Below are 14,748 nucleotides of genomic sequence, written 5' to 3'. Positions count from 1 at the left end.
AAAATCTGCGCTGTCTAAGCACCTTAGAAAGCAGGCATGACAACAAGCCCTGATTTCAGCTACAGAGTGCAAGATTGATAAGAGGATAAAACACAATGGAATTCTATCTTCCTGCGACAACCGGCGAATGGCTTGCATGGAGTGCGGCAGTCGTAACAGCGCTGGCCGGTGTCGTCATGTTGTTTGCGCCCGGCATTACAATGAAGCTGCTGCGTCTTCAGCCGATCAATGCGCGCCCGGAAGCTTACAGCTCCATTCGTGCTGTTCTGGCTGGCCCATATCTGGGTGTGGGGCTCGGTTGTTTGATTTTTGCACAACCATTTTTGTGGGTTGTGCTTGGGGCTGTTTGGGGATTTGCCCTGTTCGGACGCTTCATTTCGATGATGTCGGATAAGGGTGCAACTTTTTACAATATCATCGCCGCTTTGATCGAATTTGCACTTGCTGCTGGAGCTCTGCTTTACGCTTTTGGCTTTATCAGCTGAAGTTGGATTGCTCTGCTAAAAAGCATCATGCTTGATTAGTGAGCTTCGTTAGTAGTTTTCTAACCTAAAATAGCGGCAAAACTTACACAAAAGTGCGGGATTCGCGTGTTGCGAGTCCGGTTCGTCTATGCTAGACGGCAATCACATTTCGGTGTTGTCGCGCTCGCGCGTCAGGGGTTCCCCGGAAACATTCAATAAAATCATCTGCTTGGGCCATTTGGTCCTGCTGAACTCCCAAAAAGATGGTTTCAACGTAGAGAGCAGGTTGTTCGTGGCAGAAACGTCTTCGCTCATTTCAGGTGTCGCACAGCGCTACGCCGGATCGTTGTTTGAGCTTGCGCTCGATGCAAAATCCGTTGCTGCTGTGGAAAAAGATCTTGGCCGTTTCGAGGCGCTTCTGAGCGGAAGCGAAGACCTGAAGCGTCTGATTTCCAGCCCGGTCTTCAATGCTGAAGACCAGCTTCACGCCATTGGCGCGATTGCTGATAAGGCTGGCATCAAAGGTCTGGTCGGCAATTTCCTGCGCGTCGTGGCGTCTAATCGCCGCCTTTTCGCGTTGCCTGGCATTATCGCCGCTTTCCGTGCGATTGCAGCCGAACATCGCGGTGAAATTTCCGCCGATGTTATTTCTGCGCACGAATTAACTGCTGCACAGCAGAACGAATTGAAGGCAACGCTGAAGGGCGTCGCCGGCAAGGACGTGACGATCAATGTCACCGTCGATCCTTCGATCCTCGGCGGGCTTGTCGTCAAAATGGGTTCGCGTCAGATCGACACGTCCCTTCGCACAAAACTTTCTTCTCTCAAGCTTGCACTGAAAGAGGTCGGCTGATGGACATCCGCGCCGCGGAAATTTCCGCTATCCTGAAAGAGCAAATCAAGAACTTCGGCAAGGAGGCTGAGGTCTCCGAAGTCGGTCAGGTTCTGTCCGTTGGCGACGGTATCGCCCGCGTTTACGGTCTGGACAATGTTCAGGCTGGCGAAATGGTCGAATTCCCTGGTGGTATTCGCGGCATGGCGCTTAACCTCGAAACCGACAATGTCGGTGTGGTTATTTTCGGCGCCGACCGTGACATCAAGGAAGGCGACGTCGTCAAGCGTACCGGCGCGATCGTTGACGTTCCAGTCGGTCCAGGCCTGCTCGGCCGCGTTGTCGATGCTCTCGGCAATCCAATCGACGGCAAGGGTCCAATCGTTGCTACCGAACGTCGCCGCGTCGACGTTAAGGCACCGGGCATCATTCCGCGTAAGTCGGTTCATGAGCCAATGTCGACCGGCCTCAAGGCTGTTGACGCTCTGATCCCTGTTGGTCGTGGTCAGCGCGAGCTGGTCATCGGTGACCGTCAGACCGGTAAAACCGCTATCATTCTCGATACCTTCCTTAACCAGAAGCCAATCCACGACAACGGCCCAGACAGCGAAAAGCTTTATTGCGTTTACGTTGCTATCGGCCAGAAGCGTTCGACTGTTGCTCAGTTCGTTAAGGTTCTCGAAGAACGCGGCGCTCTTGAATATTCCGTCGTGATCGCGGCTACCGCTTCCGATCCGGCTCCGATGCAGTACCTTGCACCATTCGCAGGCTGCGCAATCGGCGAATATTTCCGTGACAATGGCCAGCACGCTCTGATCGGCTATGACGATCTTTCCAAGCAGGCTGTTGCTTATCGTCAGATGTCGCTTCTGCTTCGTCGTCCTCCGGGCCGTGAAGCTTATCCAGGTGACGTTTTCTACCTTCACTCGCGTCTTCTTGAGCGCGCTGCGAAGCTCAACGACGAAAACGGCGCTGGTTCGCTGACGGCTCTGCCAGTCATCGAAACTCAGGGTAACGACGTTTCCGCGTTCATTCCGACCAACGTGATCTCGATCACTGACGGCCAGATCTTCCTCGAAACCAACCTGTTCTATCAGGGTATTCGTCCGGCTGTTAACGTCGGTCTGTCGGTTTCGCGCGTTGGTTCGTCCGCTCAGATCAAGGCCATGAAGCAGGTTGCTGGTTCGATTAAGGGTGAACTCGCCCAGTATCGTGAAATGGCAGCATTTGCTCAGTTCGGTTCGGATCTTGATGCTTCCACACAGCGTTTGCTTAACCGCGGTGCACGTCTGACCGAACTTCTCAAGCAGCCACAGTTCTCGCCGCTTAAGACGGAAGAACAGGTTGCCGTGATCTTCGCTGGCGTGAATGGTTATCTTGATAAGATCGCCGTCAACCAGGTTGGCAAGTTCGAAGCGGGTCTTCTTTCCTCGCTGCGCACCGAGCACAAAGATGTTCTCGACGCGATCCGCGACGAAAAGGCACTCACCGACAACATCAAAGCAAAGCTCAAGGCAGCGGTCGACGCGTTCGCCAAGTCTTTCGCTTGAACTTTGTGACGGGATGAACGGATGCCTTCACTAAAGGATCTGAGAAACCGTATCGCCTCGGTCAAGGCGACGCAGAAAATCACCAAAGCGATGCAGATGGTCGCCGCGGCGAAGCTGCGCCGTGCCCAGGAAGCTGCGGAGGCCGCACGGCCTTACTCGCAGCGCATGGGCGCCGTTCTCGCTAACATCGCGCAGAACGTGAGCGGTGAAGATGCACCGGCTTTGATGGCTGGTACAGGTAAAGACGACGTGCATTTGCTCGTCGTCGCTACTGCAGAACGTGGCCTTTGCGGCGGTTTCAACTCGCAGATCGCGCGTTATGCGCGTGATCATGCCCGCAAGCTCCTCGCTGAAGGCAAGACAGTCAAGATTCTGACGATCGGCAAAAAGGGTGCAGATATTCTGCGTCGTGAATTTGCTTCGTTGATCATCGACCATGTCAATCTGCGTGAAGTCAAACAGCTTGCTTTTGTGCATGCCGACCAGATCGGCCACAAGATCATCGAACTGTTTGAACAGGGCGCATTTGATGTCTGCACACTGTTCTATTCCGAGTTCAAGTCGGTGATTGCACAGATCCCAACTGCACAGCAGATTATCCCGGCTTCGGCTGGTGCTACTGAGCAGGCAGGAACTGCAAGCGATGCGATTTATGAGTACGAACCTGATCCTGCGGAGATCCTGAGCACACTGATCCCGCGCAACATTTCGGTCCAGATTTTCCGCGCTCTGCTGGAAAATGTGGCGGGCGAAATGGGCGCGAAGATGAGCGCGATGGACAATGCAACGCGCAATGCCGGTGACATGATCAACAAATTGTCGATCACGTATAACCGTCAGCGTCAGGCTCAGATCACCAAAGAGCTCATTGAAATCATTTCGGGCGCGGAAGCGCTTTAAAATTTGGTTCACCGCATGATCTTTTCCGAAAAGTCTATGGCTTTTCGGGATCATGCTAACGGAAGGTAAGGATCGATGGCAAAAGCAGCGACCCCGAAAACTACCGCCGCGGCCGAAGCGACGCCAGCAGCGGCAAAAGCTCCAGCCAAGCGGGCTCCAGCTAAGACAGCTGCTGCTAAGGCTGACGCAGCTCCTAAGGCTGCAACGACTGGCGCAGTCGGCAAGATCACTCAGGTCATCGGCGCTGTTGTCGACGTTCAGTTTGAAGATGGTCAGCTTCCGCTGATTCTCAACGCTCTCGAAACCGACAACCTCGGCAACCGTCTGGTTCTCGAAGTTGCTCAGCATCTGGGTGAAAACACCGTTCGCACGATTGCTATGGACTCGACCGAAGGTCTGGTTCGTGGTCACGAAGTACGCGACACGGGCAACCCGATCATGGTTCCGGTTGGCGAAGAAACGCTTGGCCGCATCATGAACGTTATTGGTGAGCCAGTTGACGAAGCAGGTCCAATCAAGACCACTGCACGTCGCGCGATCCACCAGGAAGCTCCTGAGTACATCGAACAGTCTACCGAAGCTGAAATCCTCGTAACGGGCATTAAGGTTGTTGACCTTCTCGCTCCTTACGCAAAGGGTGGTAAGATTGGTCTGTTCGGCGGTGCGGGCGTTGGTAAGACCGTTCTCATCATGGAACTGATCAACAACGTTGCTAAGGCGCACGGCGGTTACTCGGTGTTCGCAGGCGTTGGTGAACGTACTCGTGAAGGTAACGACCTTTACCACGAAATGATCGAATCGGGTGTTAACAAGCTCGGTGGCGGTGAAGGCTCCAAGGCCGCACTCGTTTACGGTCAGATGAATGAGCCACCAGGTGCGCGCGCTCGTGTTGCTCTGTCGGGTCTGACGGTTGCTGAAAACTTCCGTGACAAGGGCCAGGACGTTCTGTTCTTCGTGGATAACATCTTCCGCTTTACGCAGGCTGGTTCGGAACTTTCGGCTCTTCTCGGCCGTATTCCTTCTGCTGTGGGTTATCAGCCAACGCTGGCAACCGACATGGGCGCGATGCAGGAACGCATCACCACGACGACCAAGGGTTCGATTACTTCGGTTCAGGCAATTTACGTTCCTGCCGACGATTTGACCGACCCTGCACCAGCTACGTCGTTCGCTCACTTGGATGCGACCACCACGCTGAACCGTTCGATCGCTGAAAAGGGTATTTACCCGGCTGTGGATCCACTTGAATCCACATCGCGTATGCTCGATCCAATGATCGTTGGTGAAGAACACTACACTGTTGCCCGTCAGGTTCAGTCGATCCTTCAGCGCTACAAGTCGCTTCAGGACATCATCGCCATCCTCGGCATGGACGAACTGTCGGAAGAAGATAAGCTGACCGTTGCGCGAGCTCGTAAGATTGAACGCTTCCTGTCGCAGCCGTTCTTCGTTGCTGAAGTGTTCACTGGTTCGCCAGGTAAGCTTGTTGCGCTCGAAGACACCATCAAGGGCTTCAAAGGCCTTTGCGCAGGTGAATACGATCATCTTCCAGAACCAGCCTTCTACATGGTTGGCTCGATTGAAGAAGCGATCGAAAAGGCAAAGAAGCTGGCCGCTGAAGCTGCTTAATGAATTGAATTTTCGGCGGGTGTTAAAGCCCGCCGAAAATGCCTGTTCATGTGTTTGAGTATGATCTTTTATCGAAGCTGTTTTGTTTTCGGGATCAGGCTCCAGAAATTTAAGTGAGAACCATGGCTCAAGCTTTCCAATTCGAACTCGTTTCGCCAGAGCGCCTTCTGCTTTCGGCTGAAGTGACGGAAGTTGTCATTCCGGGCAGCGAAGGCTACCTGACGGCGCTTGCTGGTCATTCGCCGCTGATGACAACCATCATGCCGGGTGTTGTTTCGGTTAAGCTGAGCGACGGCAAATCTGATTCCTACGTGGTCTTTGGCGGCTTTGCTGACATTACCCCACAGGGCTGCACTGTGCTGGCTGAATCGGCAACGCATGTTGATGACGTTGATCCGGCTGATATTCAGAAGCGTATTGAAATTGCACGTAAGCATCTTGAAGATGCTACAAGCAACGAACATCGCACGAAGGCAGAGATTTTCCTGCATCAGCTGATGACGTTGCAGGGCTCGGTGCTTCCGGCCTGAAAGGGACAAGCTTCGGCTTCCCATTAAAAGAGAATTTGAAAAGGCGGACTTCGGTCCGCTTTTTTGTTTTGATCGGTAGTGCGACTTATACCATCACGCTTGCGTGAGGTCTGGAAGATCGCTTGAAAATAATATTCCGGCAATTTATCCCATAATAGAATTGTTAGGTTGCTAATATAAAGGTTGATGCAATGAGCAGAGCAGAACTCAGCGCGGAAATGATCGATGCAATGGCGAAGGTCAACCGCAAGCTTCGTACTGTTTTTGATGCTCGTGTGAAGGAGCGCGGCCTGACATTGGCACGCGCACGCACCCTGTTGACGCTGATCGAGCAGGAAGGCCTTTACCAAAAAGAATTGGCAGAGGTGTTGGAAATTGAGAATGCCACGATGGTTCGTCTGATTGACGGGCTTGAACGTCAGGCATTTGTTGAGCGCCAAGCCGTTGAAGGCGACCGTCGTGCAAAACGCATCGTCATGACAGAAGAGGGTAAAGCGCTCGCCCAGCAGGTTGTAGACCTTGCGGCTGAAGTGCGCGTTGATCTTCTTGAAGGCATCAGCGACGATGATTTAAACACAACGCTTCAAGTTATGCGGAAAATGTCAGACTCAATGCATAAAGTAAGCTGAGGCCATAAAGTCAGCTGAAGCTGATCGCGTGTTTGTGATGTGATCGCTTATTGTTGCGATGTATATGCCATTATTCTGACATGAGGCAGCGCTTAATTTGAGCCGTCAAATTCATGGCGGAGCGTTGGAGATGCGTTACTCGTCGCAGGCACTATTCGGCTTTATAGCCATATTCTCGATCATGACAGTTCAAAACGTCGATATGGCGCATGGTAGCCGACATTCTTATGTGCAGGCTACCAACGACATTGGCACCGATGACGGAGTTATCTTCGATACCCGTTCGTCAGCAGATTCTGACGTGAGTTCTACACTCTATTCAAATCGCACGCTGAACGCGGGTTGAAGTTTCGCTTTACGGCGCCAGCGTGCGCAGATAGCTCATCAATTCGCTGGCGGTATCGCTCGCGCGGTCTGGTTCCCGCGATATGATCGCTTCAATGAGTGTCGCATGAGCATTTGCCGAGCCAACGATGCCTGTTGTTGGACGCAACCTAAACCAGAAACGACGGCTATGTGTTTGCAATGGAGCTGCGAGGCGCGTGGCGTAGGGATTGGCGGCAGCGCTTCCCAACACAATGTCGAAGGCTTTGTCAGCATCAAGAAACAATGAAACATTGTCGGATGGGATTGCTTCTCGCATCGCATCGGCGGCAGTTTGTAGTCGTTCATAATCGCGGGCGCTGCCAAAGCGTGCAGCGTCCCGGGCCAATACGCGCTCAACACCTTCGCGTGCATCCAGAACTTTGTTGAAGTCTTTTGGATCAATTGGCGCGATAGCAATGCCGGAACGTGGCCGAACTTCAACCAGTCCTTCCCATGCAAGCCGCTGGATCGCTTCGCGGATCGGGGTGCGACCCATACCAGTCAATTCGATCAGTGTGCGTTCATTGACGATAGAACCTGGTTCCAATTCCAGCGTAACGATCAAACGTTCCAGCACACGATAAGCCTGTTCAGCAAGGCTTTCGCTGCCCCAGCTGTCGATGAGGGCGATGCTGTTGCTGGCTGCTTTATCAATGACACTTGCACGTTCCATGCAGTCGAAGCCTTATACTGATTGCGATTGACAGGTATTGAGCCTATAGATATATCTCTGATATATCAATGAAAGGCAGTTTGCCGTCGCAAAAATAATACCGATAACGGTAAGGAGCGACTATCATCGATAACGGGCTTTTCGCATGGTGTCATTCCAAAAGATGCGTGAATGATGAGCGTGCTACCAGCGCAAAACTGTGCCAGAACTTTGTGCTGAGACGACTATGGCTGAAACGGTCGGGAGCCGTGCATTTATGAAATCTGATCCGAAGGCCTCGCACGACATTGTTATTATCGGCGGCGGGATCGTGGGCGTGGCGACGGCAGCATTACTCGCAGAGGCTGGCCGCGAAGTTTTGGTCATTGATCGAAGCGGCATTTGCGAGGAAACCAGTTCCGGCAATGCAGCAGCGCTTGCCTTCTCTGATATTCTGCCGATGGCTTCCAAAGGCGTGATGGGCAAAGTTCCCGGTTGGCTGATGGATCCGCTTGGACCGTTCACAATCCGCGCGTCGTACTTTCCGAAAATGATCCCGTGGCTTTATCGCTTTTGGCGTGCAAGCAGCGCTCAAGCATTGGAAAAGACCACTGTTGCGCAGGGCAATATGATGCAGCTTGCGCAAAGCGAGATGCTGGGTCTGATTGATCGCGCAGGCTTACGTGACCGTTTGCGCGAAGACGGCAACCTAGAACTCTATGAGAGTGAAGCTGAACTCAAGGCATCTCAGCCCGGTTGGGATGCGAAGGCAAAAGCCGGTATCGCATATGAACATGTGCGTGGCGAGCGGTTGAAAGAATTACAGCCGGGTCTCGACCCACGCTTTGTCGCCGGAACCTTTGTTCCCGGCTGGAAGAATGTCAGCGATCCCAAGCTCTTTGGTCAGGCCATATGGGCTTATGCCGAAAGCAAAGGCGCGTGTTTTATCAAAGCCAGCGTTACAACCGCGCAGGTAGCGAATGGCGGCGCAGTCGTTCGGCTGGATAATGGTACAGAAATCGCTGCTTCACATCTGGTTCTCATGGCAGGTGCCTGGTCGAAGAAGCTCGCAAAAGGCTTTGGTGATGTTGTGCCGCTCGATACTGAGCGCGGCTATAACACGACCCTTCCGGTTGGCAGCTTTGATGCAAAGCGACAGTTGACCTTCCCCGGTCATGGCTTTGTCGTGACGCCTATGGCTACGGGCTTGCGCGTTGGTGGCGCGGTTGAGTTTGGCGGTTTGGAACTCGCGCCGAATTATGCCCGCTCGGCTGCAATGCTGAAAAAAGCTTCACAGTTTTTGCCGGGGTTAAAAACCGAAGGTGGACGCCAATGGATGGGCTATCGCCCGTCCATGCCTGATTCCATGCCGGTAATCGGTCGCGCCTCCGCTGGCGGCAATATTTACTATGGCTTCGGCCATGGCCATCTCGGCCTCACACAATCGGCAGCGACGGCGCGCATCATTCGTGATTTGATTACGGGTAATGCACCGGCGCTCGATATTGAACCATTCAAGCCACAACGTTTTCGGAACTGACCATCATGGCAAGACATTCTTTTTTCTGCGTCGACGGACATACATGCGGCAATCCAGTGCGGCTGGTTGCAGGTGGTGGCCCAAACCTCGTTGGCTCCAACATGATGGAAAAGCGCGCACATTTCTTGCGCGAGTATGACTGGATTCGCACAGGCCTGATGTTTGAGCCACGTGGCCATGACATGATGTCTGGCTCGATCCTTTATCCGCCGACACGCGACGACTGCGATGTAGCCGTGCTGTTTATTGAAACATCTGGCTGCCTGCCGATGTGCGGTCACGGCACGATCGGCACTGTTACCATGGCGATAGAGCAGGGGCTTATAACGCCAAAGGTTCCGGGTAAGATCAATCTCGAAACCCCTGCCGGTCTGGTTGCAATCGAATATGAGCAGAACGGCCAATATGTCGACCGGGTGCGCCTGACCAATGTTCCAGCTTTCCTTTATGCGGAAGCGATGGAAGTGGAATGCCCCGATTTAGGCACGCTTAAGGTTGATGTTGCCTATGGTGGAAACTTCTATGCGATTGTCGAACCGCAAGAAAATTACACCGACATGCAAGATTATTCCGCATTGCAACTTATTGCATGGAGTCCAGTGCTGCGTGAGCGCCTGAATGAGAAATATAAATTCCAGCATCCGGAACTGGCTGACATAAATCGCCTTACGCATATTCTTTGGACAGGCAAGCCAAGACACTCGGAAGCGCATGCACGTAACGCGGTTTTCTATGGCGACAAGGCAATCGACCGTTCGCCTTGCGGAACCGGCACTTCGGCCCGTATGGCACAGCTTGCAGCCAAGGGAAAGCTCAAGCCGGGCGACGATTTTGTGCATGAATCCATCATCGGATCGCTGTTTCATGGCCGCGTAGAACGGGCCGTGGAAGTTGGCGGCGGGGCGGGAATCATACCTTCAATCGCCGGTTGGGCACGCATGACCGGGTACAATACGATCTTCATTGATGATCGTGATCCGTTCGCGCATGGATTCACTGTTGCGTAAAAGCGGTACGGCTGGCAAAAATAGGGATCTGATCCCTATTTTTTGTCTGTGACGCTTCGGGAAAAATATGGAATAACGCGCCTCAAATAGGAGAAAAATATATATACAAGGCGCTTTTTAGGGGACATAACTAGTTTGTGGAGGAAGTAAGTCATTAGCCTTTTGTCTGAGACAAAAGGGGCTTGCAATCCTTAATACAGCCGTTAGGTGTAATTATCCGGGAAAAAAATGAAGGCGCACGAAATAATGATGCGTCAATAAAATCCCGGCAGAGTTAAATGGGTGGCTTCTCGATGGAATATTTCTTCCAGCAGGTGATCAACGGGCTCGCGCTCGGATCGATTTATGGCCTGATCGCCATCGGTTACACGATGGTCTACGGCATTATCGGCATGATCAACTTTGCTCATGGTGATGTCTTTATGCTCGGCGCCTTTATGGCGCTGATTGTTTTTCTAATCATAACAACGTTCATCGGCGCGCTACCAATTGCGCTCATGCTGATGCTGATGATGGTTGTTGCAATGCTTCTCACGGGGCTGTGGAGCTGGACGATTGAGCGGGCCGCTTACCGGCCATTGCGCGGATCGTTCCGTTTGGCACCGTTGATTACGGCTATCGGTATGTCGATTGCGTTGTCCAACTTCGTTCAGGTAACGCAGGGACCGCGCAATAAGCCGGTGCCACAGTTGCTCAACGGCTCTTACAGCATCTTCGGAACCGATGTGACGATCTCGCTCAAGCAGATTGTGGTTATCGTTGTGACGGCAGTGCTGCTGACAATCTTCTGGTACATCGTCAACCGCACCTCACTTGGTCGTGCACAGCGCGCCTGTGAGCAGGATCGCAAGATGGCAGCGCTTCTCGGCATCAATGTCGACCGCGTCATTTCGTTGACCTTCGTGATGGGTGCGATGCTGGCCGCTGTTGCGGGTACGCTTTATCTCTCCTTCTACGGCGTGATTTCCTTTGCCGACGGCTTCATCCCCGGCGTTAAGGCATTCACTGCTGCGGTTCTGGGTGGGATTGGCTCATTGCCGGGTGCTGTTGTCGGTGGCTTGCTGATCGGTCTTATCGAGGCCTTGTGGTCCGCTTATTTCTCGATCGATTACAAGGATGTTGCAGCGTTCTCGATCCTGGCAATCGTGCTGATCTTCATGCCGTCCGGCATTCTTGGTCGTCCTGAAGTCGAAAAGGTGTAATCATGGCCGAACAAACAGGTCCACGCCCGGATTCCCTTTTTGCCCGGGCCATTCGTGAAGGTTTCCTTGCCGGTCTTCTGGCGTTGGGTCTCTTCATTCTTATCGTCGGCTTCAAAACCGATCAGAATATCAGCAATGAACTGGTGCTGACACAGCGCTGGGGTGCACTCGCAATCCTCGTTGCGATTGCTGCCGTAGGTCGCTTTGCTTTCATCGCGTTCCTGCAGCCATGGCTTCAGGCGCGCAAGTTTGAAAAGGCAAGTCGCCCTGTAGGTGCAGTCGAAACGCCATCGTTCTTCCGCAGGCATTTCTCGCATTTCGGTGTTGCATTTCTTTTTGCTTATCCGATCCTGATTGTCGCGCTTGTTGGATGGCAGGGTTCGCTGAAATGGGTCGATAACTTCGGCGTCCAGATCCTCATCTATGTGATGCTGGCATGGGGTCTCAACATCGTGGTTGGCCTCGCAGGCCTGCTTGATCTGGGCTATGTCGCCTTCTACGCGGTTGGCGCTTATTCCTACGCTATTCTGTCCGCTTATTTTGGTTGGTCGTTCTGGGTTCTGTTGCCAATTGCAGGTCTTCTGGCGGCAACGTGGGGTGTTATCCTCGGTTTCCCCGTTCTGCGGCTTCGCGGCGATTATCTTGCTATCGTGACGCTGGCGTTTGGTGAAATCATCAGACTTGTGCTGATAAATTGGACCGAACTTACCAAGGGTACTTTTGGTATTTCGGGCATCGCCAAGGCAACGTTCTTTGGCCTTCAGTTTAATGCCAGCAAGGACGGTTTTGCAGCCTATTACGGTCTGACCTTCTCGGCGGCGCACTACAAGTTCTTCCTTTACTATATCATTCTCATTCTAGCGTTGATCACCGCACTCGTGACGATCCGTCTGCGCCGCATGCCGGTTGGTCGTGCGTGGGAAGCGCTGCGTGAAGATGAAATCGCCTGCCGTTCGCTCGGTATCAACACCACAACAACAAAGCTCACCGCCTTTGCGACGGGTGCCATGTTCGGTGGTTTTGCGGGTTCGTTCTTTGCTGCACGTCAGGGCTTCGTCAGCCCGGAATCCTTCGTGTTCCTTGAATCGGCAGTCATTCTGGCTATCGTTGTTCTGGGTGGTATGGGTTCGCTCGTTGGGATTGCTATTGCTGCAATTGCGATGATTGGCGGCACGGAAATTCTACGCGAGATGAGCTTCCTGAAAGCTATCTTCGGTCCAAACTTCACGCCTGAACTCTACCGCATGCTGATCTTCGGTCTTGCTATGGTGGTTGTCATGGTCTGGAAGCCGCGCGGATTTGTCGGAAGCCGAGAACCAAGCGCGTTCCTTAATCAGAAGAAGATGGTGTCAGGTGCCTTTACTAAGGAAGGGCACGGCTGATGGCGGAGACAAAAATTATGGCTGGCAATGGTTCGAAAGACACCATTCTTACAGTTGAGCATCTGTCGATGCGCTTTGGCGGTCTCGTCGCGATCAACGATCTGAGCTTTAACGTAAAGCGCGGTGACATCACGGCGATCATTGGCCCAAACGGTGCAGGTAAGACTACGGTTTTTAACTGCATTACCGGCTTCTATAAGCCGACCGGCGGCATGCTGACAATGAACAGAACGACGGGTGAGAAGTTTCTTCTTGAACGTCTGCCCGATTTCAAGATCACGCAGGATGCGCGTGTTGCGCGTACTTTCCAGAACATTCGCCTGTTTTCAGGCCTGACTGTTCTTGAAAACCTGCTTGTCGCACAGCACAACACGTTGATGCGCTCATCGGGTTATACAATTCTCGGTCTGCTTGGTTTTCCGACCTATCGGAAGGCTGCCAAGGACGCGATTGAGAAAGCACGTCAATGGCTTGAGAAGATCAATCTGATTGATCGTGCAGATGATCCGGCGGGTGATCTTCCTTATGGTGATCAGCGCCGTCTGGAAATCGCACGCGCCATGTGCACCGAACCGGAAATCCTTTGCTTGGATGAACCGGCAGCGGGTCTTAATCCGCGCGAATCGGCAGAGCTGAATAAGCTTTTGCTCGATATTCGCAAGGAAACAGGCACTTCGATCCTGCTCATTGAGCACGACATGTCGGTTGTTATGGAAATTTCCGACCATGTCATCGTGCTTGAATATGGCACTAAGATTTCTGACGGCTCACCGGAAGAAGTCCGCAACGATCCACGCGTTATCGCTGCCTATCTAGGCGTAGACGATGATGAGATCGCCGATCTGATCGAAGAGGCTGACAAGCCGGGTGCTGGTGACCCTGCTGACTTTATCGCAGCTCAGCTTGCTGAAGAGGCGATTGAGGAAGAAAAGGCAGAAGAAGCGGTTCGTTTCGCAGGTGGCCTGGCTGCTGCGCGTGATGGTACGCCTGACAATCTGACGCTCATCAAGGGCATCGGTGAAATCAACGAAAAGAAGCTGAACGAGCACGGCATCTATCATTTTGATCAGATTGCCGCGTGGACCGAAGCCGACATCGTGCAGGCAGAAACCTATCTGGAATTTGACGGTCGTATCGCCCGCGAAGGCTGGGTTGGACAGGCGGCACAGCTTGCCTCCGGTCAGGCCACGGAGTTTTCAGCGCGTGTTGAAGCAGGCGATGTCCCAACAAGCCATAAGACCACTCCCGCAAAGGCAGCCCGAGCGCCGAAAGGCACCAAAGCTCCGGCCAAGCCTAAGAAGGGAAGCGAATGATGACGGCTGAAACCATGCAGACAAAACAACCGCTTCTGGCCGTCGAAAAGGTCGAGACTTATTACGGCAATATCCGTGCGCTGAAGGGCATTGATCTCACCGTGAATGAAGGCGAAATCGTTGCACTCATTGGTGCCAACGGTGCTGGTAAGTCCACGCTGATGATGACGATCTTTGGCTCGCCGCGTGCGCGTACAGGCCGTATTCTCTTCGGTGGCAAGGACATTACGGCTATGCCTCCGCATGAGATCGCCAAGCTGCGCATTGCGCAGTCGCCGGAAGGTCGCCGTATTTTCCCACGCATGACGGTTCTCGAAAACCTTCAGATGGGCGCAAGCCTCGATAATCAGCAATATTTTGAAGAAGATGTTGCGCTGATGTTCGATCTGTTTCCGCGTTTGAAAGAGCGTATCACGCAGCGCGGCGGTACACTTTCCGGTGGCGAGCAACAGATGCTGGCTATCGCTCGTGCGCTGATGGCACGTCCGAAGCTGTTGCTTCTGGATGAACCCTCACTCGGTCTGGCACCGCTGATCGTCAAGCAGATTTTCGAAGCGATCAAGGAATTGAACCGCACGCAGGGTCTGACCGTGTTCCTCGTTGAGCAGAACGCGTTTGGTGCGCTTAAGCTTGCTGATCGCGGTTATGTTATGGTCAATGGATCAATCACAATGAGCGGCGCAGGCCGCGAACTGCTGGCTGACCCGGAAGTGCGTGCTGCCTATCTCGAAGGCGGAAGGCATTAAGGAGCA

General features: G+C 53.1%; 15 protein-coding genes. 14 read left to right on the top strand and 1 reads right to left on the bottom strand.

What is annotated here, in order from left to right:
• Positions 1 to 95: 95 nt before the first annotated feature.
• From J2782_RS18910 to J2782_RS18875, 8 genes are all read left to right on the top strand, one after another.
• Positions 96 to 485, top strand: a complete 390-nt coding sequence (locus J2782_RS18910; RefSeq protein WP_310015378.1) for an AGROH133_08824 family phage infection protein — start codon at positions 96 to 98, stop codon at positions 483 to 485.
• A gap of 271 nt (positions 486 to 756) precedes the next feature.
• Complete coding sequence (locus J2782_RS18905) at positions 757 to 1,317, top strand: F0F1 ATP synthase subunit delta (RefSeq protein WP_250041224.1); 561 nt, start codon at positions 757 to 759, stop codon at positions 1,315 to 1,317.
• Complete coding sequence (gene atpA, locus J2782_RS18900) at positions 1,317 to 2,846, top strand: F0F1 ATP synthase subunit alpha (protein ID WP_310015377.1); 1,530 nt, start codon at positions 1,317 to 1,319, stop codon at positions 2,844 to 2,846. The genes J2782_RS18905 and atpA overlap by 1 nt, the downstream gene beginning before the upstream one ends.
• Before the next feature lie 21 nt (positions 2,847 to 2,867).
• Positions 2,868 to 3,746, top strand: coding sequence for a F0F1 ATP synthase subunit gamma (locus J2782_RS18895; protein WP_250041220.1), 879 nt, complete (start codon positions 2,868 to 2,870; stop codon positions 3,744 to 3,746).
• Positions 3,747 to 3,821: 75 nt separating this feature from the next.
• A complete protein-coding gene (gene atpD, locus J2782_RS18890; protein ID WP_250041217.1) occupies positions 3,822 to 5,375 on the top strand; it encodes a F0F1 ATP synthase subunit beta in 1,554 nt (517 codons plus the stop codon).
• Between the two features lie 122 nt (positions 5,376 to 5,497).
• Positions 5,498 to 5,905, top strand: a complete 408-nt coding sequence (locus J2782_RS18885) for a F0F1 ATP synthase subunit epsilon (protein WP_250041216.1) — start codon at positions 5,498 to 5,500, stop codon at positions 5,903 to 5,905.
• A 191-nt stretch (positions 5,906 to 6,096) separates the two neighbouring features.
• Positions 6,097 to 6,534 (top strand): MarR family winged helix-turn-helix transcriptional regulator, encoded by a 438-nt coding sequence (locus J2782_RS18880; protein WP_310015372.1) that lies wholly within the window; start codon positions 6,097 to 6,099, stop codon positions 6,532 to 6,534.
• Positions 6,535 to 6,664: 130 nt separating this feature from the next.
• Positions 6,665 to 6,880: a hypothetical protein gene (locus J2782_RS18875; protein ID WP_310015370.1), complete on the top strand. Its 216-nt coding sequence runs from the start codon at positions 6,665 to 6,667 to the stop codon at positions 6,878 to 6,880.
• A 9-nt stretch (positions 6,881 to 6,889) separates the two neighbouring features.
• On the opposite strand, the gene J2782_RS18870 is transcribed toward J2782_RS18875, so the two are convergent.
• A complete protein-coding gene (locus J2782_RS18870) occupies positions 6,890 to 7,573 on the bottom strand; it encodes a GntR family transcriptional regulator (RefSeq protein WP_310015369.1) in 684 nt (227 codons plus the stop codon).
• A 256-nt stretch (positions 7,574 to 7,829) separates the two neighbouring features.
• Here J2782_RS18870 and J2782_RS18865 point away from each other — a divergent pair, with 256 nt between their 5' ends.
• The 6 genes from J2782_RS18865 (at position 7,830) to J2782_RS18840 (ending at position 14,742) form a co-directional block, all read left to right on the top strand.
• A complete protein-coding gene (locus J2782_RS18865; protein ID WP_310015367.1) occupies positions 7,830 to 9,092 on the top strand; it encodes an NAD(P)/FAD-dependent oxidoreductase in 1,263 nt (420 codons plus the stop codon).
• Between the two features lie 5 nt (positions 9,093 to 9,097).
• Entirely contained in the window at positions 9,098 to 10,099 is a 1,002-nt protein-coding gene (locus tag J2782_RS18860) for a 4-hydroxyproline epimerase (protein WP_310015366.1), read from the top strand.
• Positions 10,100 to 10,392: 293 nt separating this feature from the next.
• The gene (locus tag J2782_RS18855) at positions 10,393 to 11,301 is read left to right on the top strand and encodes a branched-chain amino acid ABC transporter permease (protein ID WP_187546558.1); all 909 of its coding nucleotides are present in this window, start codon (positions 10,393 to 10,395) and stop codon (positions 11,299 to 11,301) included.
• A 2-nt stretch (positions 11,302 to 11,303) separates the two neighbouring features.
• On the top strand, positions 11,304 to 12,683 hold the full coding sequence (livM, locus tag J2782_RS18850) for a high-affinity branched-chain amino acid ABC transporter permease LivM (protein WP_310015365.1): 1,380 nt from the start codon (positions 11,304 to 11,306) through the stop codon (positions 12,681 to 12,683).
• A 17-nt stretch (positions 12,684 to 12,700) separates the two neighbouring features.
• Positions 12,701 to 13,996, top strand: a complete 1,296-nt coding sequence (locus J2782_RS18845) for an ATP-binding cassette domain-containing protein (protein ID WP_310015482.1) — start codon at positions 12,701 to 12,703, stop codon at positions 13,994 to 13,996.
• Positions 13,996 to 14,742, top strand: coding sequence for an ABC transporter ATP-binding protein (locus J2782_RS18840; RefSeq protein WP_250041340.1), 747 nt, complete (start codon positions 13,996 to 13,998; stop codon positions 14,740 to 14,742). Before J2782_RS18845 ends, J2782_RS18840 begins: the two co-directional genes overlap by 1 nt.
• Positions 14,743 to 14,748: the final 6 nt, after the last annotated feature.

This window comes from Brucella pseudogrignonensis (assembly GCF_031454375.1).
Lineage (GTDB): Bacteria > Pseudomonadota > Alphaproteobacteria > Rhizobiales > Rhizobiaceae > Brucella > Brucella pseudogrignonensis_A.
This window is presented reverse-complemented; position numbering and strand designations above follow the sequence as displayed.

Coding starts and splice junctions, on each gene's coding strand:
- J2782_RS18860 (WP_310015366.1), top strand. CDS start 9,098: ATGGCAAGACATTCTTTTTTCTGCGTCGACGGACATACATGCGGCAAT.
- J2782_RS18880 (WP_310015372.1), top strand. CDS start 6,097: ATGAGCAGAGCAGAACTCAGCGCGGAAATGATCGATGCAATGGCGAAG.
- livM (WP_310015365.1), top strand. CDS start 11,304: ATGGCCGAACAAACAGGTCCACGCCCGGATTCCCTTTTTGCCCGGGCC.
- J2782_RS18875 (WP_310015370.1), top strand. CDS start 6,665: ATGCGTTACTCGTCGCAGGCACTATTCGGCTTTATAGCCATATTCTCG.
- atpA (WP_310015377.1), top strand. CDS start 1,317: ATGGACATCCGCGCCGCGGAAATTTCCGCTATCCTGAAAGAGCAAATC.
- J2782_RS18840 (WP_250041340.1), top strand. CDS start 13,996: ATGACGGCTGAAACCATGCAGACAAAACAACCGCTTCTGGCCGTCGAA.
- J2782_RS18895 (WP_250041220.1), top strand. CDS start 2,868: ATGCCTTCACTAAAGGATCTGAGAAACCGTATCGCCTCGGTCAAGGCG.
- J2782_RS18855 (WP_187546558.1), top strand. CDS start 10,393: ATGGAATATTTCTTCCAGCAGGTGATCAACGGGCTCGCGCTCGGATCG.
- J2782_RS18845 (WP_310015482.1), top strand. CDS start 12,701: ATGGCTGGCAATGGTTCGAAAGACACCATTCTTACAGTTGAGCATCTG.
- J2782_RS18885 (WP_250041216.1), top strand. CDS start 5,498: ATGGCTCAAGCTTTCCAATTCGAACTCGTTTCGCCAGAGCGCCTTCTG.
- atpD (WP_250041217.1), top strand. CDS start 3,822: ATGGCAAAAGCAGCGACCCCGAAAACTACCGCCGCGGCCGAAGCGACG.
- J2782_RS18870 (WP_310015369.1), bottom strand. CDS start 7,573: ATGGAACGTGCAAGTGTCATTGATAAAGCAGCCAGCAACAGCATCGCC.
- J2782_RS18865 (WP_310015367.1), top strand. CDS start 7,830: ATGAAATCTGATCCGAAGGCCTCGCACGACATTGTTATTATCGGCGGC.
- J2782_RS18910 (WP_310015378.1), top strand. CDS start 96: ATGGAATTCTATCTTCCTGCGACAACCGGCGAATGGCTTGCATGGAGT.